The 21,809-nt window shown below is 59.7% G+C and carries 15 protein-coding genes; 3 read left to right on the forward strand and 12 right to left on the reverse strand.

The window, feature by feature from the left end:
- Nucleotides 1-630 precede the first annotated feature (630 nt).
- Nucleotides 631-1,995: a PFL family protein gene (locus ACTQZK_RS12205; RefSeq protein WP_114566464.1), complete on the forward strand. Its 1,365-nt coding sequence runs from the start codon at nucleotides 631-633 to the stop codon at nucleotides 1,993-1,995.
- Nucleotides 1,996-2,147: 152 nt separating this feature from the next.
- On the opposite strand, the gene ettA is transcribed toward ACTQZK_RS12205, so the two are convergent.
- Complete coding sequence (gene ettA, locus ACTQZK_RS12210) at nucleotides 2,148-3,827, reverse strand: energy-dependent translational throttle protein EttA (protein WP_418830550.1); 1,680 nt, start codon at nucleotides 3,825-3,827, stop codon at nucleotides 2,148-2,150.
- 352 nt (nucleotides 3,828-4,179) lie between these two features.
- On the opposite strand from ettA, the gene ACTQZK_RS12215 reads away from it, so the two are divergent.
- A complete protein-coding gene (locus ACTQZK_RS12215; RefSeq protein ID WP_114566462.1) occupies nucleotides 4,180-5,823 on the forward strand; it encodes an FAD-dependent oxidoreductase in 1,644 nt (547 codons plus the stop codon).
- Between the two features lie 196 nt (nucleotides 5,824-6,019).
- Here the strand turns inward: ACTQZK_RS12215 and ACTQZK_RS12220 are convergent, their stop codons facing one another.
- The 10 genes from ACTQZK_RS12220 to argF all read right to left on the reverse strand — a co-directional run bounded on the left by ACTQZK_RS12220 (nucleotide 6,020) and on the right by argF (nucleotide 18,806).
- A complete protein-coding gene (locus tag ACTQZK_RS12220) occupies nucleotides 6,020-7,132 on the reverse strand; it encodes a helix-turn-helix transcriptional regulator (RefSeq protein WP_418830552.1) in 1,113 nt (370 codons plus the stop codon).
- Nucleotides 7,133-7,497: 365 nt separating this feature from the next.
- On the reverse strand, nucleotides 7,498-8,238 hold the full coding sequence (locus ACTQZK_RS12225; protein WP_216528996.1) for a TlyA family RNA methyltransferase: 741 nt from the start codon (nucleotides 8,236-8,238) through the stop codon (nucleotides 7,498-7,500).
- Between the two features lie 49 nt (nucleotides 8,239-8,287).
- Nucleotides 8,288-9,367, reverse strand: coding sequence for a GGDEF domain-containing protein (locus tag ACTQZK_RS12230; protein ID WP_225749890.1), 1,080 nt, complete (start codon nucleotides 9,365-9,367; stop codon nucleotides 8,288-8,290).
- 341 nt (nucleotides 9,368-9,708) lie between these two features.
- Complete coding sequence (locus ACTQZK_RS12235; RefSeq protein ID WP_441899708.1) at nucleotides 9,709-10,758, reverse strand: aspartate-semialdehyde dehydrogenase; 1,050 nt, start codon at nucleotides 10,756-10,758, stop codon at nucleotides 9,709-9,711.
- A 154-nt stretch (nucleotides 10,759-10,912) separates the two neighbouring features.
- Nucleotides 10,913-12,193, reverse strand: a complete 1,281-nt coding sequence (locus tag ACTQZK_RS12240) for an aspartate kinase (protein WP_114566456.1) — start codon at nucleotides 12,191-12,193, stop codon at nucleotides 10,913-10,915.
- Between the two features lie 716 nt (nucleotides 12,194-12,909).
- The gene (gene arcC / locus ACTQZK_RS12245) at nucleotides 12,910-13,863 is read right to left on the reverse strand and encodes a carbamate kinase (protein WP_114568045.1); all 954 of its coding nucleotides are present in this window, start codon (nucleotides 13,861-13,863) and stop codon (nucleotides 12,910-12,912) included.
- Nucleotides 13,864-14,190: 327 nt separating this feature from the next.
- On the reverse strand, nucleotides 14,191-15,180 hold the full coding sequence (locus ACTQZK_RS12250; protein WP_114567340.1) for an NAD(P)-dependent oxidoreductase: 990 nt from the start codon (nucleotides 15,178-15,180) through the stop codon (nucleotides 14,191-14,193).
- 28 nt (nucleotides 15,181-15,208) lie between these two features.
- Nucleotides 15,209-16,066, reverse strand: a complete 858-nt coding sequence (locus tag ACTQZK_RS12255) for a dimethylarginine dimethylaminohydrolase family protein (protein ID WP_216529959.1) — start codon at nucleotides 16,064-16,066, stop codon at nucleotides 15,209-15,211.
- A 79-nt stretch (nucleotides 16,067-16,145) separates the two neighbouring features.
- Entirely contained in the window at nucleotides 16,146-17,660 is a 1,515-nt protein-coding gene (locus ACTQZK_RS12260; RefSeq protein ID WP_216529960.1) for a YfcC family protein, read from the reverse strand.
- A gap of 129 nt (nucleotides 17,661-17,789) precedes the next feature.
- A complete protein-coding gene (gene argF / locus ACTQZK_RS12265) occupies nucleotides 17,790-18,806 on the reverse strand; it encodes an ornithine carbamoyltransferase (protein ID WP_114567343.1) in 1,017 nt (338 codons plus the stop codon).
- Between the two features lie 244 nt (nucleotides 18,807-19,050).
- Between argF and ACTQZK_RS12270 the strand changes: the two genes are divergently transcribed.
- A complete protein-coding gene (locus ACTQZK_RS12270; protein ID WP_225749893.1) occupies nucleotides 19,051-20,490 on the forward strand; it encodes a sodium:solute symporter in 1,440 nt (479 codons plus the stop codon).
- A 4-nt stretch (nucleotides 20,491-20,494) separates the two neighbouring features.
- On the opposite strand, the gene ACTQZK_RS12275 is transcribed toward ACTQZK_RS12270, so the two are convergent.
- On the reverse strand, nucleotides 20,495-21,658 hold the full coding sequence (locus ACTQZK_RS12275) for a helix-turn-helix domain-containing protein (RefSeq protein ID WP_114567345.1): 1,164 nt from the start codon (nucleotides 21,656-21,658) through the stop codon (nucleotides 20,495-20,497).
- Nucleotides 21,659-21,809 lie beyond the last annotated feature (151 nt).

Below are 21,809 nucleotides of genomic sequence, written 5' to 3' on the forward strand. Positions count from 1 at the left end.
CCCCCCCCCCCCCCCCCCCCCCCCCCCCCCCCCCCCCCCCCCCCCCCCCCCCCCCCCCCCCCCCCCCCCCCCCCCCCCCCCCCCCCCCCCCCCCCCCCCCCCCCCCCCCCGGCCCCCCCCCCCCCCCCCCCCCCCCCCCCCCCCCCCCCCCCCCCCCCCCCCCCCCCCCCCCCCCCCCAATGCCCGCGCACCCGCATCGGGATCGCATGGGGGCAAAGCGCCCCCATGCGCATGGAGCTGCGGAGGCGGCGGGGGCGGGCCCGGGCAGAGCGCCCCCGCACTACCCCGCATCACCCTGCACTCCCCTGCATTACCGAGTTGCGCACGAAAAACCGCCTTCGCTGGCAGGTTTTTACGGTCTGGGGTCGTCGAGTCGGGCATCGTTTTCATCGTTGCTTGGCCCGATTTTCGTTTTGCCTGGTCACGGCGTTGCATGGTCGAAGCATGCTGTCGCGGTCGCTTGATCCGGCAGATCAAACGACCCCAAACCGTCAAAACCTGCCAGCGAAGGCGGTTTTGCGCGCGCAATTTCGTCACGTCGGCAGCGTCCCCCCGTCTCGCCCGGCATCCCGCCCTATAATTTGCTAGACTGTACCGATACCCAAACGCCAGAGAGAAAGACAGGACGCCATGCAGATCACGCCGGCAGAAATCGCCGAGACGCTTGCGATGGTGAGCAAGCAGCACCTGGACATCCGAACCATCACGCTGGGCCTGAACCTGCGCGGTTGCACCGACGCCGACATCGACGTTATGGCCCGCAAGGTCTACGACCGCATGACCAGCGCCGCCGAACGGCTGGTTCCCACCGCCGAACAGCTGGAGCGCGAGTACGGCATCCCCATCGTGAACAAGCGCATCTCCGTCACGCCTATCGCCGAAATCTGCGCAGCTACCAACGCAACCGACTTCACGCCCATCGCCGTGGCCATGGACAAAGCCGGCAAGGAAGTGGGCGTCGACTTCGTGGGCGGCTTCAGCGCGCTCGTGCACAAGGGAGCCTCGAAAGCCGACAACACGCTGATGGAGTCGATCCCCCACGCGTTGGCCGCAACCGACAACGTATGCTCGAGCGTGAACGTGGGATCCACGCGCGCGGGCATCAACATGGACGCCGCCTTCAAGATGGCCGGCATCGTGAAGCAGACGGCCGAAGCCACGGCCGACCGCCAGTGTATCGGCGCAGGCAAGCTGGTGGTATTCTGCAACGCCGTGGAGGACAACCCCTTCATGGCCGGCGCGTTCCACGGATCAGGCGAGGCCGACGCCGTGGTGAACGTGGGCGTATCGGGACCCGGTGTGGTGCGCGCCGTGCTGGCCGATCTGCCAAAAGACGCCGACATCACGTCGGTTGCCGAAGCCATCAAGGCTACCGCGTTCAAGATCACGCGCGCGGGCGAGCTGATGGCGCGCGAAGCATCGCGCCGCTTGGGCGTGCAGCAGGGCATCCTGGATCTTTCGCTGGCCCCTACGCCGGCCGAAGGCGATTCGGTGGCGGAAATTCTGGAAGCCATCGGCGTTGGCCAGTGCGGCGGTCCGGGGACCACGGCCGCGCTCGCCATGCTCAACGACGCCGTGAAGAAGGGCGGCGTCATGGCGTCGTCATCGGTCGGCGGCCTGTCCGGCGCGTTCATTCCCGTGTCCGAGGATGCCGGCATGATTCGCGCGGCGGAATCCGGCGCCTTGTCCCTGGAGAAGCTCGAGGCCATGACCTGCGTATGCTCGGTGGGCCTGGACATGATCGCGGTGCCCGGCGACACCAGCGTCGAGACCATCTTCGGCATCATCGCCGACGAATGCGCCATCGGCATGATCAACAACAAGACCACCGCCGTGCGCGTTATCCCCGCAATCGGCAAGCAGGTAGGCGACCAGCTGGACTTCGGCGGCCTGCTGGGCTACGCGCCCGTCATGCCGGTCAACCAGCATGCAGGCACGGTGTTCGCCCATCGCGGCGGCCGCATGCCCGCGCCGATCAACTCGCTGAAAAACTAGCGCGCTTCCCGGAGGCGGTCACGGACCGCCTCCCGCACCATTATGGGCGCGAATCGACCCAGCAAAGCTCTGCCGAACGCGCCGGACACACCGAAAAGGGGCTGCATCACGTTTGATGCAGCCCCTTCGTTTGAAACCGGTTGGACAATGCGCTAGTCGCGCGTGAGCTTGCGATGGATGCGATGCGGCTTCGCGGCCTCTTCGCCCAAGCGCTCCACCTTGTTCTTCTGGTAGGACTCGAAGTTGCCCTCGAACCAGAACCAGTTGCCGGGATTCTCGTCGGTGCCCTCCCATGCCAGGATGTGCGTGGCAACGCGGTCCAGGAACATGCGGTCGTGGCTGACCACCACGGCGCAACCCGGGAACGCCAACAGCGCCTCTTCCAAGCACTCGAGCGTTTCGACGTCCAGATCGTTGGTCGGCTCGTCCAAAAGCAGCAGGTTGCCGCCCTCTTTCAGCGTGAGCGCCAGGTTCAAGCGGTTGCGCTCGCCGCCGGACAGCACGCCCGTGGGCTTCTGCTGGTCGGAACCCTTGAAGCCGAAGCTGGCCACGTACGCGCGCGTCGGGATTTCGGTCTCGCCCACGCGAATGTAATCGGTGCCGCCGGACACGGCCTCCCACACGTTCGCCTTCGGGTCGAGGCCCGCGCGGTTCTGGTCGACGTAGGAGATCTTCACCGTCTCGCCGATGTCGAGCGAACCCGAAGTTAGCTCCTCCAAGCCCACGATCGCCTTGAACAGCGTGGTTTTGCCCACGCCGTTCGGGCCGATCACACCCACGATGCCGTTGCGCGGCAGCTCGAAGGACAAGTCGTCGATCAGCACGCGGTCCCCGAACGCCTTGTGCAGATGCTCGGCCACGAGCACCTTCGACCCCAGGCGCGGGCCCACGGGAATCTGGATGTCGGTGAAGTCGAGCTTCTTCGATGCGGCAGCTTCGGCAGCCATCTGCTCGTAGCGCTCAAGACGGGCCTTGCTCTTCGCCTGGCGAGCCTTCGGGCTGGAACGAACCCATTCGAGCTCGGACTGCAAGCGCTTCGCCATTTTCGCATCGCGCTGGCCCTGGGCCTCCAGGCGCGCGGCCTTCGTCTCCAGGTACGTGGAGTAATTGCCCTTGTACGGGAACAAGCTGCCGCGGTCAACCTCGCAGATCCACTCGGCCACGTTGTCCAGGAAGTAGCGGTCGTGCGTGACGGCCAGAACAGCGCCCTGGTAGTTCTTGAGGAAACGCTCCAGCCACAGCACGGACTCGGCGTCCAAGTGGTTGGTCGGCTCGTCCAAAAGCAACAGGTCGGGAGCCTCGAGCAGCAGGCGGCACAGCGCCACGCGACGGCGCTCGCCGCCGGACAGCACGTTCACCGGCATGTCGGGATCGGGGCACTGCAGCGCGTCCATGGCCTGGGACAGCTGGCTGTCCAGGTCCCAGCCGTTCGCCGCATCGATGGCGTCCTGAAGCTCGCCCATCTCCGCCATGAGCGCGTCAAAGTCAGCGTCGGGCTCGCCCATGAGTTCGCCGATCTTGTTGAAGCGATCGATCTTCGCCTTGACCTCGCCGAACGCCAGCTCGATATTCTCCAGGACGGTCTTGTCCTCATCGAGCGGCGGCTCCTGCTGCAGAATGCCCACCGTGTAACCGGGAGAGAGACGCGCCTCGCCGTTCGAGACCTCCTCAAGACCGGCCATCAGCTTGAGCAGCGTCGACTTGCCCATGCCGTTGGGGCCCACCACGCCAATCTTGGCGCCGGGATAGAACGACAGCGACACGTCGTCCAAGATGACCTTGTCGCCATGCGCCTTGCGCGCCTTGTACATTTGATAAATGAATTCCGCCACGGATGCTCCTTGTTCTCAATTTCGCGCAGGTCGCCGCTCATAGCCGCGCCTGCACAACTGCATCGGCCTATTGTCGCATATTTGGACAAGAAGGGGTCATACGAGGCGTGCTTCCCGAAAACGAGCATCGATCGTAGGGCACTTCACGCACGCAAAACGATTGCACGGTTTTCCTGCACAATTCAAGCAGGTCAACGGCAACGCCGCCGCACCCCCTCGTTTTGCAGGGGAGCCACATTGCCGCGCAAAACACCGCACTTGGGGTGTGCCGCGCAAAAGCCTCTTTTTCTAGGATCTTCTTCAGCACATGCGCAACAGCCGTTGCGTATGAATCGAACCAAGGAGGATTCGCATGGGAGAAACAAGCAGTCTTGCAAACCAGAGTCGTCGCACATTTCTCAAGACCGCAGGCGTGGCGCTTGCAGGCGCCGCAGGCCTTAGCATCGTCGGATGCGCACCGCAGGGAGCATCGAACAGTTCGGATAAGGGCTCGACAGCCAAAGGCGCCGACACAAAATGGGACGAAGAGTTCGACGTAGTGGTTGTTGGCGCTGGATGCGCAGGCCAAGCCGCCGCAATCACGGTTGCCCTCGAAGGAAACGGCGCGACATGCCTACTAGCCGAAAAAGGCACCATGCCGGGCGGCAACAGCCCTTTCTGCAAAGGGACCATCGTTTACACAAACGACGAAAACGCGTTCAACCAGTACATGCTCGAAATGCGCGGCAGCGAAGGAACCACGCCTGACGACGTAATTGCGGCCTATGCCAAGGGGGCTGCCGAAAATTACGACTGGGTATTCAACACCTTGGGAGGAGCGCTGGAAGAAGCGTCCATCATCCCGCCCAGCACAAAGGACGACCCCTTGGCTCCTACGCCCGAATGGCCTGAGTTCGAACACTGCTATTCATTGGGAAAACTCACGATAGCCGGCAAGAAAGACGTTGAAATCAAAGGCGCGAAGCATATTACCAAGCTGCTCGACAGCATCATAACCAGCCATGCTGACGTTATCGAATACCGCACCGAAGCCCCGCTCAGCGAGCTCGTGCAAGACCCGGCCACGAAAGAGATCCTCGGCGCCGTCATTGGTGGCAAAAACGTGAAGGCAAACAAGGGCGTCATCATGTGCACAGGAGGCTTCGAGGCAAACCCCACCATGCGCCAAGACTTCATTGGGCAAGGAGCCGCGCACCCCGCCATCGAAGACTTGAACACCGGAGACGGGCATAAGGCGTGCATGAAAATCGGTGCGGATTTTTGGCACATGGAACATGTTGCGGGCTTCTGGATGGCCGGACGGGATTTGGCGAACACGAAGTTCACGAACAACCAGATCATTTCGCCGTGCCCGAAGCAATTCGGCATCACGGTGGGAGCAAACGGACGTCGCTACTATATGGATTGGGATGGCTATAGCAACAAGTCGGATATCGCGTACAGGGACAACGTATCCCTAGCCGTTGGAAGTCGCCATGGCCACATGCAAATCGGCGGCGAATGGCCTCACCTCGCCCAGCCAAGCAAAGCATGGTTCGTATTCGACCAGCAAGGTCTGGAGGCGGGAGCCATACCTGCTTCCACCACGTCCGACCCGGTTGCAGACAAGCTCGCCTATTCCGCAAGCAGCATCGAGGAACTAGCCAACCAGATGGGCGTTCCCGCAAGCGAGTTAAAAACCACGGTAGACCAATGGAACGAATGCTGCACAAACGGCGCCGACATCTTCTTCCATCGACCAGCAAAGACTCTCTCCCCCATCTCCACCCCTCCGTTTTACGCGCAGTTATGCTGTCCCGCATTCCTCAACACCGACGGTGGACCCGTTCGCAATGCCAAAGCAGAAATCCTCGATCCGGATGGAACCCCCATTCCGCACCTGTACTCTGCGGGCGAATTCGGCTCCATTTGGAGCGGCGTGTACCAAGGTGGCGGCAATGTCGCGGAGTGCCTGATCTTCGGGCGCATCGCAGCCCGCTCCGCTATTGCAGGCTGACGACGCATCGACAGGCCGCTCAACAAGATTGATCCCTCCAACGAAAGCCCGTGGCATAAGAAACCCCTAAAGTCGTGACCGATTTTATTAAATTTGGTCTAACTTTAGGGGTTCACTTCAAACGCCGGGCTTTCACGAGATGCCCGAACATGCGAAACCAGGCGGCAAGAAGCCAGGGACGCAAGGCGCCAATCGGTCATTTTTTCATGAAGTCAATAAGATCCTGCTTCGAATGAACGTCAAGCTTCTGATAGATGTTCTTCACATAGCTACGAACGGTATTGTCCGAAAGGTATAATTCCCCGGCGATGTAAGACGAACTGCGCCCCTCCGCAAGAAAGGAAAGGACTTCGGTCTCACGCTTGGTCAAGCCGTACTGCTCGCGCACCTGCATCAAGCGATCCGATTCGTCGGGAACGCGCACGTCCCCGTTTGCAAGCGCAGAGAATACGGGGCACTCCTCCCGAGTGGACGGAGCTCCCCCATCCAAGCAATCCTCCGCAAACAGCGGCCTTGTCCGCGGAATGGCATCCGTCAGCAGGAAACCCACGCTCATAGCAAGCAGGCAAATCATCCCCGCAATCACCAGCATCTGCTCGAATCCTCCGTGGTTTCCTATCCCCAACATGACCAATCGCCCGCTCTCGCGAAAAAACAGATGAAGGAACCAAAAGAAACCTACGACCAGGTACGGTGGCAAAGCACGATGACGCGCAACATCGTACGAGGTGAACCAAAGAAAGCCCACCTGGAACAAATTCGTGACAGCAATGAGCGTAGCTCCGATTTGACCGGTAAACGGATCAAGCGTGGACAACATGATTACGCCCACCGCGAGAGCGGCAAGCTGCGCCTGCCATAAAACCGAAAATCGCAGGCGTCGGCCTTTGACGAGCGCCCACCACATAACGCCAAGCGCCGCAACCGTCACACCCACGTGTTGCACTAGCTGAAACGAAGGCGAGAGCTTGATTGATTCCCCGAACGGAAAACCTCGCGACACGCCAAGCACGAAACTGAACAAGGCGATGCCCACAATCAAACGCACGAGAGTTGAACGAGGCTCGTGCGCGTACACGTCATCCGGCGACGGAGTAACGATTCCGCACGCCTCGCGTGCATCAAGCACCTTCTGAGCCTGAAGATACATGACCAGAATGACCACCGGCAAAAGCATGCTTATGAAAAACGCAGTCTTCGCCTCCACGTAGCCTATGAAAATGCCTATGACGGTGGAAATGGCCAACGACCCGAACGCGACCAGCAACGCCTCGCGCAGGCCAAGGCGTACGTAGAAATTGATCCACATGCCGCCGCCCCAAGTCAAACCGATCCCGGAGCAAATCGCCGCAACCAAGGTAAACGGAAGATCGGGCATAAGCGATTGCACGAAAAACAACAAGCTGCCCAACGTCATCAACAAGATCGACGTCCAGCCGAGCATCGTTTGCATTCGATGAGAGAACGGCTTTCGAAGCGCGATTGCTCCCAGCGCCACGATGCACGCGCAGCGCGCAAAGTTGATCTCAACAGTGGTTAACCCGGAATCAACCCAAATGTAGCGAGCATACAAAATGCATTGTATCCAAACGAGTACTAAGCTGGTTCCAAAAAACGACGGGGAAAGGCGCTCTTGACATGCGCCCGAAAAGCTTCTCGCAGAGAACAGCTCCGTCATGCACCAGACCCTTCGAATACCGCGCGCACCAAATACTCCACGTTGCCTTCCGGGCCCGTGATGGGAGACTCCACCACGCCCGTCGCGTCGAACCCGGCATCCTCGAGCGCCTCGCGTACCTCGGCCACCGTGCGCTCGCGCACGGCCGCATCGCGCACCACGCCGCCTTCCGTTTCGCCCGCGCGCGACTCGAACTGAGGCTTCACCAAGCCGATGAAGATAGACCCCGGATGCGAAAGCCGCGCGAACACGGGTGCAAGCTGCGCCAACCCGATGAAGCTGAGATCGGCCACTAGCATGTCGAACGGAGCGCCCAGACTGCCCGGATCGGCAAGCTTGATGTTCGTCCGCTCGAACACGCTTACGCGCGGGTCTTGCCTCAGCTTCCAGGCAAGCTGCCCGTAGTTGACGTCCACGCACGCCACAGAGGCCGCGCCCGCCTGCAGCAAGCAATCGCTGAACCCGCCGGTCGACGAGCCGATGTCGATGCAGCGCATGCCGGACGCGCTCTGCCCGAACGCGTCGAGCGCGCCTTGCAGCTTATGCCCGCCGCGCGAAACGAAGCGCTTGCGATTCTTCACCACCACGTCGGCGTCCGGCGAAACCTTCACGGCCGCGCTGGTTGCGTACACGTCGTCCACCTTCACCTCATGCGCCAGCACCGCACGCAACGCGGCGTCCGCATGGGGAAAATAGCCCTGCTCCACCAGGAGCGTATCCAATCGAATTTTTTTCATGGGGCACAGTATAAAGCTTCACTCGCAAAGATTGAAACAAAGCGCGGAGTCAGGCAACCTGCCCGGCGCACGCAACCCGATTCTTCCCCTCGCCCTTCGAACGATACAGCGCCTGATCGGCCGCCTGGTACAGCGAAGCGAAATCGGTTCCCGAATCCGGACAGTACGCCACCCCCACGCTCACGCTTGTTCCCGTGGCTTCTTCGTGACCTTTCCGAACGTTCTCCACGAACCGCTGAGCAAGAGCAACCCCTTCCTCCCGCGACGCAAGCTTCGAGAAGAACACGACGAACTCGTCGCCGCCCAGCCGGCACAGCACGTCGCCGGGCCGCAATTCGCGCTCGATCGCCTGCGTGACGCTGAGCAGGACGCCATCGCCCACGCTATGCCCGTGCGTGTCGTTCACCTGCTTGAAGTCGTCAATGTCCACCATGGCAAGCGCCGACAGCACGCCTTCTTCACGAGCCTCGAGCAGCCACTCGATCAGGCTTTCCCCCGAACGACGGTTGAGCACCCCCGTCAGCGAATCGATAGTGCTGAGCTTCTCGAATTCCGCCCTGGTCACCACATCGTTCAGCTTGACCCGCATGAACGCCGCGTTTATCGCAATGCCCATGAAGCAAAACGATACGCTGTTCCTCACATCGGCCAACGCCAATTCCGGGCTTTTGAACATCGTGGCCAAAAAGCAGAACAAAGCCGTTGCGGCTCCGATGAAAAGAGCGATGCGCCACGGCCGATCAAGCACGAACAAAGGCAGCATCACCATGAACATGATGAACGTGATAGCCGCCGATTCGGTATCCCATACGGTTCCCATGAGCATGAACAAAAGCAACATCAGGCCCAAGAACGCGTAGTACGCAACCAGCACGATATCCAGGCGGCGGGCAAGAACGGTTCGCGTGCTCACGCAGCCCACGACGGAAAGCGCCGCAAGCGCATACGCGCCCGCGCCTTTGAATCCGAACGAGGCGTCAATAAGCTCCAGGAGCACGGCGCCGAACGATACGATCAAGCAGCCGAGGCACAAGCCCTTCATCATGGACAGATTCTGCTCACGCACGGCCTCGCGATAGTCCGAGAACTCAGGAGGGTTCACCAATGCCCGCACCCAACCCACCAGCATGGCCCCTCCTTCTTCGCGAATATGTCCGATGCGTTAGCTTACCTTAAAAGATCCGCACGAATCCGAAAGGGCACGTTTGTTTCGGCACCGAAACCAACCACCTGGCGAAATGCAGGAGCGTCCGAACGCAGCGCGGCAAGCGAGCGCAAGTTCATCCGCGCCGCGTCCTCGATGCGTTGCGCCGAACGCGCCTTCCCGCAAGCGGACAACGGCGAAGCGAGGCGAACGAAGCAAAGGGGCAAGACGAAGAAACGCACCCCTGCCCTACCCCTTTCCCTTCATTTCGCAACGACGGCCGCCCAAGCAGGCGGCCGTCGAATAAGAGCTTTGCCATATGGGCTTTACGGCAGAAGCAGCTGCGCGATCTGCACCGCGTTAAGGGCTGCGCCCTTGCGAATCTGATCGGCGACCACCCAGAACGCCAGGCCGTGCTCAACCGTGGGATCCTTGCGCAAGCGACCAACGTAGGTGTCGTTGGTCCCCGCCAGAAGGCCCGGCATAGGATACGTGTTAGTAGCGCCGTCGTCCATGACGGTGATGCCCTCGAACGCTTCGAGCGCTTCGCGCGCAGCCTCCACGCTCACCTCGTCGGCGAATTCCACGTTCACCGACTCGGCATGGCAGCGCAGCACGGGCACGCGCACGCACGTAGGCGCAACCTTGACGTTCTGATCGCCCATGATCTTCTGCGTCTCGACGACCATCTTCCACTCTTCCTTGGTGTAGTCGTCGTCCATGAACACGTCGATGTGGGGAATGCAGTTGAACGCGATGCGATGCTGAAACACCTCGACCGTCAGATCCTCGGAAGGCGTGCCGCCCAGGAAGTCCTTCGTCTGACTGTACAGCTCCTCCATGGCCGGCGCGCCGCCGCCGCTGGCCGCCTGGTACGTAGACACCACCACGCGCGTGATCGGCGACAGGTCGTACAGGGGCTTGAGCGCCACCACCATCTGGATGGTGGAGCAGTTCGGGTTCGCGATCACGCCGTTGTGCCAAGCCACGTCCGCAGGGTTCACCTCGGGCACCACCAGCGGCACGTCCTCGCCCATGCGAAACGCGCTGGAGTTATCGATCATCACGGCGCCAGCGTCCACTACGGCTTGGCGCATTTGCTTGGACATGCCGGCTCCGCAGCTGAACAGCGCGATATCCACACCCTGGAACGACTCGGGGGTCATCTCCTGCACGATCAGGTCGCCTGCCGGCACCTGTCCGCAGCCCAAGAACGGCAAAGCCTTGCCTGCCGAACGAGCGGACGCCAACGCGCGCACTTCGCTCGCGGGAAAGTCCAGGTCATGCAGCACCTGCAAGAACTCGGCGCCCACGGCTCCCGTTGCTCCTGCAATAGCCACCACCGGGTTCGCCGGTATTTCCTTCGTCCAAGCCATCGGTAATCTCCCTTTCCCCTTGTTTCCAGGTTGACGTTCAGGTTGCATGCGTGTCTCTGCCGCTTGCGCGCGCCGCCCAGGTTGAAGCGGGGCTCCAGGTTGGCGCAGTCAGTCAGCGAGAGGGGTTGCGTCGTTCTGCCGAACGACGCAACCTTTACCGACCCTTGTTCATCTTCGCAGCGATTTCTTCGGCGCTCAGCTGCGTTTCCTCGAACACGCTATCGGAATCCAGGTCAAACGCCGTATGCAGGCAGCGCACGGCCTGCGCGGTTTGCGCGCCGTCCACCACCACGGACAAGCGGATAGGCGATGTGGAAATGGCCAGGATGTTGATCTGGTTCTCGCCAAGCGTTTGGAACGCCTTTGCGGCCACGCCGGGCGACGACTTCATGCCCGTTCCCACCAAGCTCACCTTCGCAATATCCTCGTCAACATCGTACTCACGCGCGTTGATATCCGGCAGGATGCGCTCCACCGTTTCGCACGCACGCTGCTGATCGGCGCCCGGACACGTAAAGCTGATGTCGGTGATGCCGTCAAGCGAGATGTTCTGGATGATCATGTCCACGCTCACGTTGTTGCCCGCCAGCGCCGAGAACACCTTCGCAGCCACGCCGGTCATATCGGGTACGCCGCGAATCGTGAATTTCACCTCGGACGTGTCGTGAGCTACGCCGGTGATGACGGCTTCCTCCATCATGTCGGTATCCTCCTTGATATAGGTGCCTTCGGCATCAGAGAACGCCGAACGGGAATGAATGACCACCTGGTATTTGCGCGCGAACTCCACGGCGCGCATCTGCAGCACGCCCGCGCCCGAGCTGGAAAGCTCCAGCATGTCGTCGTAGCTGATAACGTCGAGCTTCTGCGCGCGCGGGCACACGCGCGGGTCAGCCGTGTACACGCCGTCCACGTCCGAATAGATCTCGCACACATCGGCCCCAAGGCCATGCGCCACCGCCACCGCCGTGGTATCCGACCCACCGCGGCCGAGCGTGGTAATGTCGCCGTTCGCGTCGATGCCCTGGAATCCGGCCACCACCGCGATCATGCCGTTGCGAACCGCATCCATGATGCGCTCGTTGTGCACCTTCACGATTTTGGCCTTGGCGTGCGTTCCGTCCGTCTCGATGCCGGCCTGGCGTCCGGTGAAGCTCATGGCCTTGTAGCCGCGCGCCTCGATGGCCATGGCCAGAAGCGTCATGGAAACCTGCTCTCCCGTGGACAGCAGGCGATCCATCTCGCGAGCAGGCGGATTGTCGTTGAGCGAGGCGGCTAAGCCTACCAGCTCGTCGGTCGTCTTGCCCATAGCGGACACAACGGCCACGACGTCATGCCCTGCCTGCTTCTTCGCGATGAGCTTTTTCGCAACCATCTGGATGCGCTCAGGCGAAGCGACGGACGTGCCCCCGAATTTGCATACGATTAACGACATGGTGTTCTTTCTCGTTGCGATGGTCCAATCGGCTCATCACTATACCAAACAACCCGAGGTTGCGCCTGCGGAAAGCCCGCCGCCTGGCATCATTTTCACCGCGAAAGCGCGGCACCGAACCACCGCAGATACGCACGCGGCCGTATCGAAGGCGGTTTTGCGCAAAATGGAGGTCGCCGCGATCAACTATGCTGTCGTTGGGGTTTCGGTTGCCGGGCCAGGGTTTGGCGAGCCTTCCGAACATGGCGGCCCGTATCGGAGCCGGTCGGGTTGATGCTTCCGCTCTCGCCCGACACCTTGCAAGCGCGCTCGTCCCCACAAGAAACCCCGGGAGCCGGGGGCCGCCGCTTGGAAAACCTGGGCGCGAATCGGTACCTGTGACAATTCGAGTCGTGCCCAAAATTCCAAAGGGAGCAAGCCTCGAGGAGTTGCGCACGAAAAACCGCCCTCGCTGGCGGTTTTTGACGGTTTGAGGTCGTCGAGAGGAGCTCCGCTTATCTCCCTTCTTTGCTCGCTTTTTATTTTGCCTGGTCAGAACATTGTGACGTCGGATGGGACTCCTAAGGACGCTCACGGCGCCAGACCAAACGACCTCAAACCGTCAAAAGCTGCCAGCGGCAGGGATTTTTTACGCGCAAGCGCCCACGCACGGGGTGCACGAGCGCCCCGCCCCTCCGACTTGGAAGGGAGCGGGGCGCTGCACGATGCGGCGGGAACTACGCCGTGATGATGGTGCCGGTCTTGCCCTCGAGGCCCGCGGCGGCGCACTCGAGGCTGGTGATGAGGGCCTTGCCCTCGGGGTAGGCGCGCACGTACTCGATGCAGGCCTCGACCTTCGGCAGCATGGAGCCGGGGGCGAACTGGCCCTGGGCGATGTACTCCTCGGCCTGGGCGATCGTCATGGTGGAGATCTCCTCCTGCTCCGGCTTGCCGAAGTTGATGCAGACCTTCTCCACGGCCGTGAGGATCACCAGCATGTCGGCGCCGAAGTCGGCGGCCAGCTTGGCGCTGGAGCGGTCCTTGTCGATGACCGCGGGGACGCCCTCGTACAGGCCCTCCTTCTCGAACACCGGCACTCCGCCGCCGCCCGTGGACACCACGATGTAGCCCGCGTCCATGAGGTCCTTGACCGCGTCGAACTCGACGATGCGGACCGGCTTCGGGGAGGCGACGACCTGGCGCCAGCCGCGGCCCGCGTCCTCCTTGTAGGTCCAGCCGGTCTCGGCGGCCTTAGCCTTGGCCTCCTCCTCGGAGAGGAAGGCGCCGACGGGCTTGGTGGGGTTCTGGAACGCCGGGTCGGCGGGGTCGACCACGGTCTGCGTCACGACGCAGGCCGTCGAGCGGTCGATGCCGCGCAGCTTCATGTCGTTGAGGATGGCCTGGGACAGCTGGTAGCCGATGTAGCCCTGGCTCATGGCGCCGGCCTCGGGGAAGGGCATCTCCGGGGTCTTGCCGTCGTTGGCGCTCGCGTAGGCGAACGCGTTGTTGATCATGCCGACCTGCGGGCCGTTGCCATGGGACACGATGACGTTGGTGCCCTCCTCGACCATGTCGACGATGTTCTTGGCGGTGTCCTTGACCAGCTGGAGCTGCTCCTGGGGCGTGTTGCCCAGGGCGTTGCCGCCCAGCGCGATGACAACGGACTTGCCGTCACCCTTCTGATAAGGCATAGCTTCTCTCTTTCTTTCGATAACGAAAACACAGGCCGACAGCCGAAAGAGCTCGGCATCGAAAGCATACGAACCGCAGCGTCCCATGAAAAGACATAAAGGGGTTTATGCAAGCGAACAGCGGCAGCAAGCCGAGCGCTCCTGCCCGTAAACCGAATTAAACCTCGCAGGTGAAACGCCGGTTTTCGGCAAGACCGGCCGTCCTTCTTCTTGCTCCTACCCCTCTTTCGGCATTCGATTCGATGCATGCACGCATCTCCCTCGGCAGATCCGTCCGGATGCGATCGGATCTTCATTCTCGATCGCATCCGGGAAATCAGAAGCCAGCTACACTTGATTGACTAGTTTGAAAACCTTCTCTTTTTCCCCTCTGAGAAAATGAACGATGTTCTCGCAGCTCAAACGCTCAAGATCTTCAATAGCCGTGGTTGAATAGAACGCAGAATGCGGCGTGATGACAACGTTGTCTCGACCAACCAGCTTATTGGATGCCAAATCGGGCGTTTCGTCATACAGAACGTCGGCACCGAACGCGCGTACTCGTCCTTCATCAAGAGCCTCGACAAGAGCGTCTTCGTCCACGCACAAACCGCGGCCAAGGTTGATGAACAAAGGCTTGCGAACCATGCGGGCAAACGCCGCAGCATCGAAATAGCGCTCGTTGTCGTCGGTCAAGCACATGTGGTTCACGATAATGTCAGACTCCGCAAGTAGTTCGTTCTTGTCGACCTGCGTCACCCCTCGCTCAACAAAATCCGCATTGGGCGCATAAGGATCGCATGCGATTATCCTTTTCACCAGTCCCGATGCCTTCTCGGCCGTGCATTTCCCTATTTTTCCAAACCCAACGATGCCAAGCACCTGATCCTCGAGACGAGGCCACTGAGGCGCTGCCGCATAATCCCATTTATGACGTTCGTCAATTTCCTTTTGGTAGAACTTGAAGTGCTTGTTGAGCGCACTCATGTAAGCGATGGCGCTCTCCGAAACGTCCCATGTACAATACTCGCCCACAGGGCACACTCCAATGCCGCGCTTGGTCGCCTCGTCCAAATCAACTTGATCGAACCCCGTCGAATTCAACGACACCACCTTGAGTCGAGAAGCATGATCCATGGCCTCGGCATCCACCGGAACGAATGCCGTAAGCAGCGCGTCAGCATCAGCTAAATGCTCGTAGAATTCGCCACGCTTGCCGTCTTCGTACTCGTACACCTCAACATCTACATCAGAGCCAAGACCCGTCTTCAGCGTTTCAATTTCCAAGGTATGATCAGGCATCATGCAATCTGGATGATCGCAAATCAGAACTTTCATAAATGCTCCGCCTTCCTGAACGACGCCATTACGGACGCTCGATGGGCTGCGTGAGGCAGTGGGGGCCGCCACCCGCATGGAGGATCTGGTCGAGCGGCACGTCGATCACGTCCAGGCCCAATGCGCGCATCTTGTCGTTGATGTGCTTGTTCTTCTCGATGGCGATGACCTTGCCGTCGCCGATGCACTGCACGTTGCAGCCGTGCTTGTACATGTCCTCGCTAGCCACGGGGATCAGCTCGAAGTTGCGGCGCTTGAGCATCTGCAAGAAGTTGTAGGGAAGCTGGTCGATGCAGGCCAGCGCCACCTGTGGGGCCACGATGTTGAAGATCATATCGAGGTGCAGGTTGTCCGGCGGACACGGCACGCCCACTACGGTGTAGCCAAGCTTCTGCAGTTGATCGCGCAGATTATCGACGCCAGCCTGGTCAGTGCGGTCCACCTGGCCCCACGCCAGCGTGTGCTCGTCGATCATCCAGAAGTCGCCGCCCTCCATGCAGCCCGCGTTCACGCGCGCCACGATGGGAACACCCATCTCCTTGAGCTTGTTCTCGTACGCCACGGCCTCGACCTGGCGAACCGGATGACGGAAGTGGCCGATCACAGCGCCTTCCTTGATCATGCAGCCGTAGTCGCGGGCGAACGTCATCACCTCGAACTCGGGACGCGCTTCCACTTCCACGACCTCGATGCCGTTGGCTTTGTAGGCATCCACGAGCATCTGCCACTCGGCCACCATGACGTCGTTCTTCTCTTGGTCGCCCTTCTTCATCCACTCGGCGGTGATCACATTGATGCCGTTGAACTGGTAGTAGCGCGGCGAGCACATCATCACTTTCTTTAGGGGATTCGTCGCGTTGGACACGTACACTTTCTCTTCAGCCATGGGAGGCTCCTTTCGTTGGTATGTTCGCGAAGATCGTCTGGGAACCGGAGCACGCGAGGTGCCCCGGGAAAGCGGAGGATTACAACATCACGGCCACAGTAAGGAACACGCAGCACACGAAGAACAGGAAGCCCACGATGGGCGCGGCTTTCTTCACCCAATCGCCGTAGCTCATATGGGCGGCCGAAGTGCAGGTCATCACCACGATCGAAGTAGGCGAGATCATCTTGGCCAAACCGAGCGCCATGCAGTAGATGGTCACCATGATGGCTACGTCCACGCCGGCGAACTGCGAGAGCGCCGCCATGATGCCCATGGTCGCAGCCGCCAAACCCGTTGACGACGGGATGAGGCATGCGATGAGAAAGTAGCAAATCAGCGCTACGATCACGAACGCAACGGGAGGCAGGGCCGACAGCGTGTTCTCGCACATGTGCAGGATGGTGGGCGTGATCTGGCCGCCGTCCATCACCACCTGGATGCCTCGCGCCAGCGGCACGACGAACGCGGTGGAAACCAGACCGGCAGCACCCTTGATCAGCGTGTCGATGATCTTGTCGGCTTTGTAGCGCATGACGATGCCGGCGAGCAGCGTCATCACCATCACGAGCATGGCGATCTCGGGGAAATACCACGAACCGAACGGCGTGATATCGCTTCCTAGCACCTCGCGCAGCACCGGCGTGACCCCGATCCACGCGACGAACTGCTCGAAGAACGTCCAATCCGGGTTGATGGACGTCCACGGCACGCACCCTACTACCATGATGGCGAACGTGAGGACAAAGATGGCCAGCACGCCTTTCTGACGGCCCGACAGATCCAAGTTCTCGTTGGTAGAAACCGGGAACTCGATGAGGTCGAGCTTCCGGCGGAAGAACTGGACCGATTTCTCAGGGTACGCCTTCACTTTGTCGGCATAGCGGTTGATAATGAGGATTACAAGCGCAGTAAACACTACGAGCATCAGCACGCGCATGCCCATGCCGTCGCCGGCCGAGATACCCGCGATGCCCGACGCTATACCCGTAGCGAACGGGTTCACCGTCGAGGCCAAACAGCCGGCTTGCGTGCCCAGCACCACGATCATGATGGCCACTACGGTGTCGAGCCCGAGCGCCAGGATCACCGGCACGAACATGAGGAAGTACACGATGCCTTCCTCGTAGGCACCTTCCAAGGTACCGAGGAACGACATAAGGCACACGAGGATACCGATGAGCAGGTGCATGTTGTTCTGGTTCTTCATGGTGATGCGCTTGAGCGCCGTCTTCACCGCACCGGTCTCCTCCATCATCTCGAGGAAGCTGCCGAACAAGAGGATGGTGAGCGAGATGGCGATGGCGCCGCTGATGGCACCCGAACCCAGCATGCCCGTGATGGGTGCCATGAGCACGTCCCACAATCCCTGGGGGTTCGACTCGACGATATGGTATGTCCCCGAAATAGCATCGCCGTTGGCGTTCAGTTCGTACGCGCCGCCCGGCACGAACCAACTGAGCACGGCGATAAAGCAGATGACCCCGAACAAGATGACGTACGTGTTCGGCATCTTGAATTTCTTCTTGCCCTTCGCGGGCTCATTGTCTGACATGGAAGCTCCTATCTTCGACGCTTCCGGCGTATCAGGGCGCAGCCCCAAGGGTGCCGCCGAAGCGAATCCTTGCAGGCCGCGCTGCCGTGGGGCCCTGCGCAGAACCCCACGGCGTGCCGGGATGCCGTATTAGACGCGGGGAATGTACAGGTCGCCCAGAGTTGCCGCCATGATGGCCTTGATGGTATGCATGCGATTCTCGGCCTGCTGGAACTGGCGTCCATGATCGGAATAGAACACCTCGTCGGTAACTTCCATTTCTTTGACGCCGAAGCGCTCGGCTATATCGGCAGCGTATTCGGTATCGGCGTTGTGGAAGGCCGGCAAGCAATGCAGAAAAATGTAGTCGGGATTCTTCACGTGCGACAACAGGCTGGCATTCACCTGGTAGGGAGACATGAGCTTCACGCGCTCGGCGAACTGAGACTCTTCGCCCATGGCCGCCCACACGTTCGTGTAGATGGCATCCGCGTTCTCCACGGCCTCAATCGGGTCATTCGTTACGGTGATAGTGGCCCCGCTTTCGGCAGCGAAAGCCCGGGCCAATTCAACGATGGCCGGGTCGGGTTCGAGCTCGGCCGGCGTGGCATTATAATAATTCACACCCAAGATAGCACTTGTGATCATAAGGGAGTTCTGCACGTTGTTGCGCCCTTGGCCGCAGTAGGCCAGCGTAAGACCCTCCAACTTGCCGAAGTTTTCCTTCATAGTCATGAAGTCAGCCAGCATCTGCGTGGGGTGCTCTTTGTCGGTGAGGCCATTCCATACCGGCACGCCGCTGTACTTTGCAAGGTCTTCGACATGCTCCTGCGCGAAGCCGCGAAACTCGATGCCGTCGAACATGCTACCCAGTACGAGCGCGGTGTCGCGCACCGTTTCCTTCTTGCCCAGCTGAATATCGTTCTTTCCCAGATATTCAGGGTGCGCACCCAAGTCGATACACGCAGTAGTGAACGCAGCGCGAGTGCGGGTGGATGTCTTCTCGAACAAAAGCGCAATGTTCTTGCCCGCCAGATAATGATGCTCGACATTGCGCTGCTTCAAATCCTTGAGATGCTCGGCGAATCCGATGAGATACATCAGCTCGTCTTTCGTGTAGTCCCTCGTGGAGAGGAGGCTGCGTCCTTGGAATACCGACTTAGTCATGTAGTGCTCCTTTCGTTGGATGCCTCTGCGTCCCAATCCCCGACGGACGTCGCACCCGATTGGCACGACCCCTCCTGGCAGGCCAGGTACTGCATGCATCATACGAAGCGGTGGAGCAACCTCCCACTGGACGAAAGGACAAAACTGGAACCAACTGCTTTGTTCGTCTGAACAAACAATTCTGAACAGCAAAAATCTAGGATGGGGTACAAGGCGGGTTCTTCCAAAGAAGCGGAGGTCGCACATGGCTCTTTCGTCTATCGACTACGTCATCATCGCGCTGTACTTTGTCGCCATCGTGACCATCGGCTTCGTAGCCGCACGATTCACGAAAACCCAAGAAGATTATCTGGTTGCAGGCAGACGACTATCGTTTCCCCTGTTTTTTGGATGCATGGCGGCGCTTACGTTAGGAGGCGGATCCACTATCGGCAGCGCCCAACTGGGCTACCAGTTCGGATTCGGCGGCATATGGCTCAACCTGAGCATTGGATTCGGATTGATCGTCGCAGGCTTTCTCGTAACAAGCAAGCTGTCAAAATTACGTGCGCTCAGCGTGAACGAAGTAGTGGAAAGCAGCTACGGGCCCACAGCCCGCGTATTCAGCTCCGTCCTCACCCTCATATACACGCTCACCCTCAGCGTAGTCCAAGTCATATCCATAGGCACGATCATCAACGGAACCATTGGGCTCGATCCTACGTTGTCGATGGCGCTAGGCGGCGGCATCGTAATACTGTACACATTCGTAGGAGGAATGTGGTCGGTCACCATGACCGATATCGTGCAGTTCGTTGTGAAGACCATTGGCATTCTCATCCTTGCACCTCTTTTCTGCATCTCAGCCGCCGGAGGCTGGGATGCGCTGGTAAGCAAGGTGCCCGAAGCGTACCTTTCAGTGGGAAGCATGGGGTTCGACAAAAGCTTCTCCTATATCGTGTTATACGTTCCCGGGCTTATCATCGGCCAAGACATCTGGCAACGCATATTCACTGCAAAAGACGAAAAAGTATCGAAGCGGGGCACAATCGGAGCCGGCCTTTACAGCATCATGTACGCGTTCGCCACGGTGATCGTCGGCATGAGCGTAGCAGTACTTCTGCCCCATCTGGACAATCCTCAGAACGCATTCGTAACCGGAATTTCCACATTTCTGCCCGTAGGGATCCGCGGACTTGTTTTGGCAGCTGCCATGGCCGCCACGATGTCGGTTTCTAGCGGCACGATCCTCGCATCGTCCACTATCCTGTACAACGACCTGTACGTACGCTTCGGCGGAAAGCGATCCCGTCATCTGCGGGAAGTTACGGCAACTCGCCTATCCGCCCTCATCATAGGCATCATCGTAATGATCTGCTCCCTATGGATAAACGATGTTCTCGTTGGAATCGATATCTGCTACGGATACCTATCGGGATGCGTGTTCGTGCCTCTCGTGGCAAGCTTCGTATTGAAGCGATTCAGCCCGAGGGCAGGTCTATACGCATTGGGGGTAAGCTCGGTCGCAGTTACCGTGAGCTTCCTGACGGTGGGAACGGCAAGCTCCATTCCCATTGTAGCCGGAATGGGGTCGGGCCTGATTGTTTACACAATCGCCAACGCCGTCAGCAAGAAAAAAATCCCATCCCCCTTGCACGAAAGACTTCCCGAAAACATCAAGAACGGCGCCGACCGACTAAAATAAGAAATCAAACAGAATCTCTTTCGGGAAGAAACACAAGATCGAGCAAACCGACGAACGCTTTATCGTCCTCATGAGGAATGCCCAGCACAGCTTTCATTTTCCGCATGCGGTAACGTATCGTATTGGGATGTTGGTGCAGTTCCTCCGCTATCGTCTTGACATCTCCATGCCGCATCACCAACGCTTCGGCCGTGTGAACAAGCTCGGTTCCGTGCTTCTTATCGTAATCGGAAAGCATGGCTCGATACAACGCGCTTGCGCTCATAAACAAACGATCGTAGCGCACGGCATGAGCAAACGCTGCGACATGCAGCTCCGACCAGCGAATCAGATGCTGGCCGCAGCGACGTGCGCTATCCGCAGCTGCGAGCGCTTGACGGATGCCAACATCCCCGTCGCCCAAATGAACCGCTTCGCCTACGCCAACATGCAACCCCTCTTCCAGTCCAGTCATTGAAAGACATCGCTTTTCGGCGGCCAACCGCTCCTCGTCGCCCACGAAACCGTAGGATACGAAAGCAAGAATATGATCGTGGTAGCGACATGCGCCCACAGATTCCACTGCATAGCATTCCGCTTTCACCGCGTCCAGCGACGAGGACACCGAGTCGAGCATGGCGTAAAACGAGCAGGTGTCACCCGCACGCAGGGCAAAAGCGAAGCACTGAAGCATAGAGCCGGTCGTGCCGACGATAGCGCTCAACCTTGTACGGATGCGATCGTCATCGTGGGCCGCAAGCAGCTCATCCAAAGCCCTTCCCTTGTCCAGCTCCGCCCGATCCCTTCGAATCAGGTCAAGCGATTGGTACGCCACCGTCTCATGGTAGGCACCATCGTACAAATAGACGGGGACGCCGCGCTCCTCGCTCTCCTTGCGGACAGCGTCGCTGATGGGAGGGTCGTACACTGTCTTGATCGCAATAGCGGCAACATCTCTGCGCAGCATAGCCAAGAGCGATTTTTCTGCAAGCTCAGGATTGCCATATGCGAAACCAAGATTCGTGAGGATGAGTTCTCCCGGAACGTAAACCCTGTAGTCGTTGTAATCGGGAGGGCAGTCCAGAATGCCGACATTGCGAACCTCCCGCTGCTGGGACCCTTCACAAGGCGCAATCAGATCTACGCTCTTGAACGCTGGCAACGCAACGATGTCCGCAACGGTAACCAAGAATCCTCCGCCTCACCCGCACGAGAAGTGACTATCAAGAAGATACGATGGCTCGCATGATACCGCATCGCGAAGAGTAAGCCTCGATGGCAAAACGAGTTTAACGAAAATTGCCTATACCGCCTGACAAGCAGGAAAATCAACGCGCACA

The sequence above is a fragment of the Paraeggerthella sp. LCP19S3_G8 genome, assembly GCF_052119225.1.
In the GTDB taxonomy this organism is placed as follows: Bacteria; Actinomycetota; Coriobacteriia; order Coriobacteriales; family Eggerthellaceae; genus Paraeggerthella; species Paraeggerthella hominis.

Excerpts from the sequence above, each read along its gene's own strand:
- ACTQZK_RS12215 (WP_114566462.1), top strand. The coding sequence starts at position 4,180 with ATGGGAGAAACAAGCAGTCTTGCAAACCAGAGTCGTCGCACATTTCTC.
- arcC (WP_114568045.1), bottom strand. The coding sequence starts at position 13,863 with ATGCCTTATCAGAAGGGTGACGGCAAGTCCGTTGTCATCGCGCTGGGC.
- argF (WP_114567343.1), bottom strand. The coding sequence starts at position 18,806 with ATGACTAAGTCGGTATTCCAAGGACGCAGCCTCCTCTCCACGAGGGAC.
- ACTQZK_RS12225 (WP_216528996.1), bottom strand. The coding sequence starts at position 8,238 with ATGAAAAAAATTCGATTGGATACGCTCCTGGTGGAGCAGGGCTATTTT.
- ACTQZK_RS12250 (WP_114567340.1), bottom strand. The coding sequence starts at position 15,180 with ATGAAAGTTCTGATTTGCGATCATCCAGATTGCATGATGCCTGATCAT.
- ACTQZK_RS12205 (WP_114566464.1), top strand. The coding sequence starts at position 631 with ATGCAGATCACGCCGGCAGAAATCGCCGAGACGCTTGCGATGGTGAGC.
- ACTQZK_RS12230 (WP_225749890.1), bottom strand. The coding sequence starts at position 9,367 with ATGCTGGTGGGTTGGGTGCGGGCATTGGTGAACCCTCCTGAGTTCTCG.
- ACTQZK_RS12270 (WP_225749893.1), top strand. The coding sequence starts at position 19,051 with ATGGCTCTTTCGTCTATCGACTACGTCATCATCGCGCTGTACTTTGTC.
- ACTQZK_RS12255 (WP_216529959.1), bottom strand. The coding sequence starts at position 16,066 with ATGGCTGAAGAGAAAGTGTACGTGTCCAACGCGACGAATCCCCTAAAG.
- ACTQZK_RS12260 (WP_216529960.1), bottom strand. The coding sequence starts at position 17,660 with ATGTCAGACAATGAGCCCGCGAAGGGCAAGAAGAAATTCAAGATGCCG.
- ACTQZK_RS12235 (WP_441899708.1), bottom strand. The coding sequence starts at position 10,758 with ATGGCTTGGACGAAGGAAATACCGGCGAACCCGGTGGTGGCTATTGCA.
- ACTQZK_RS12240 (WP_114566456.1), bottom strand. The coding sequence starts at position 12,193 with ATGTCGTTAATCGTATGCAAATTCGGGGGCACGTCCGTCGCTTCGCCT.
- ACTQZK_RS12220 (WP_418830552.1), bottom strand. The coding sequence starts at position 7,132 with ATGTGGATCAATTTCTACGTACGCCTTGGCCTGCGCGAGGCGTTGCTG.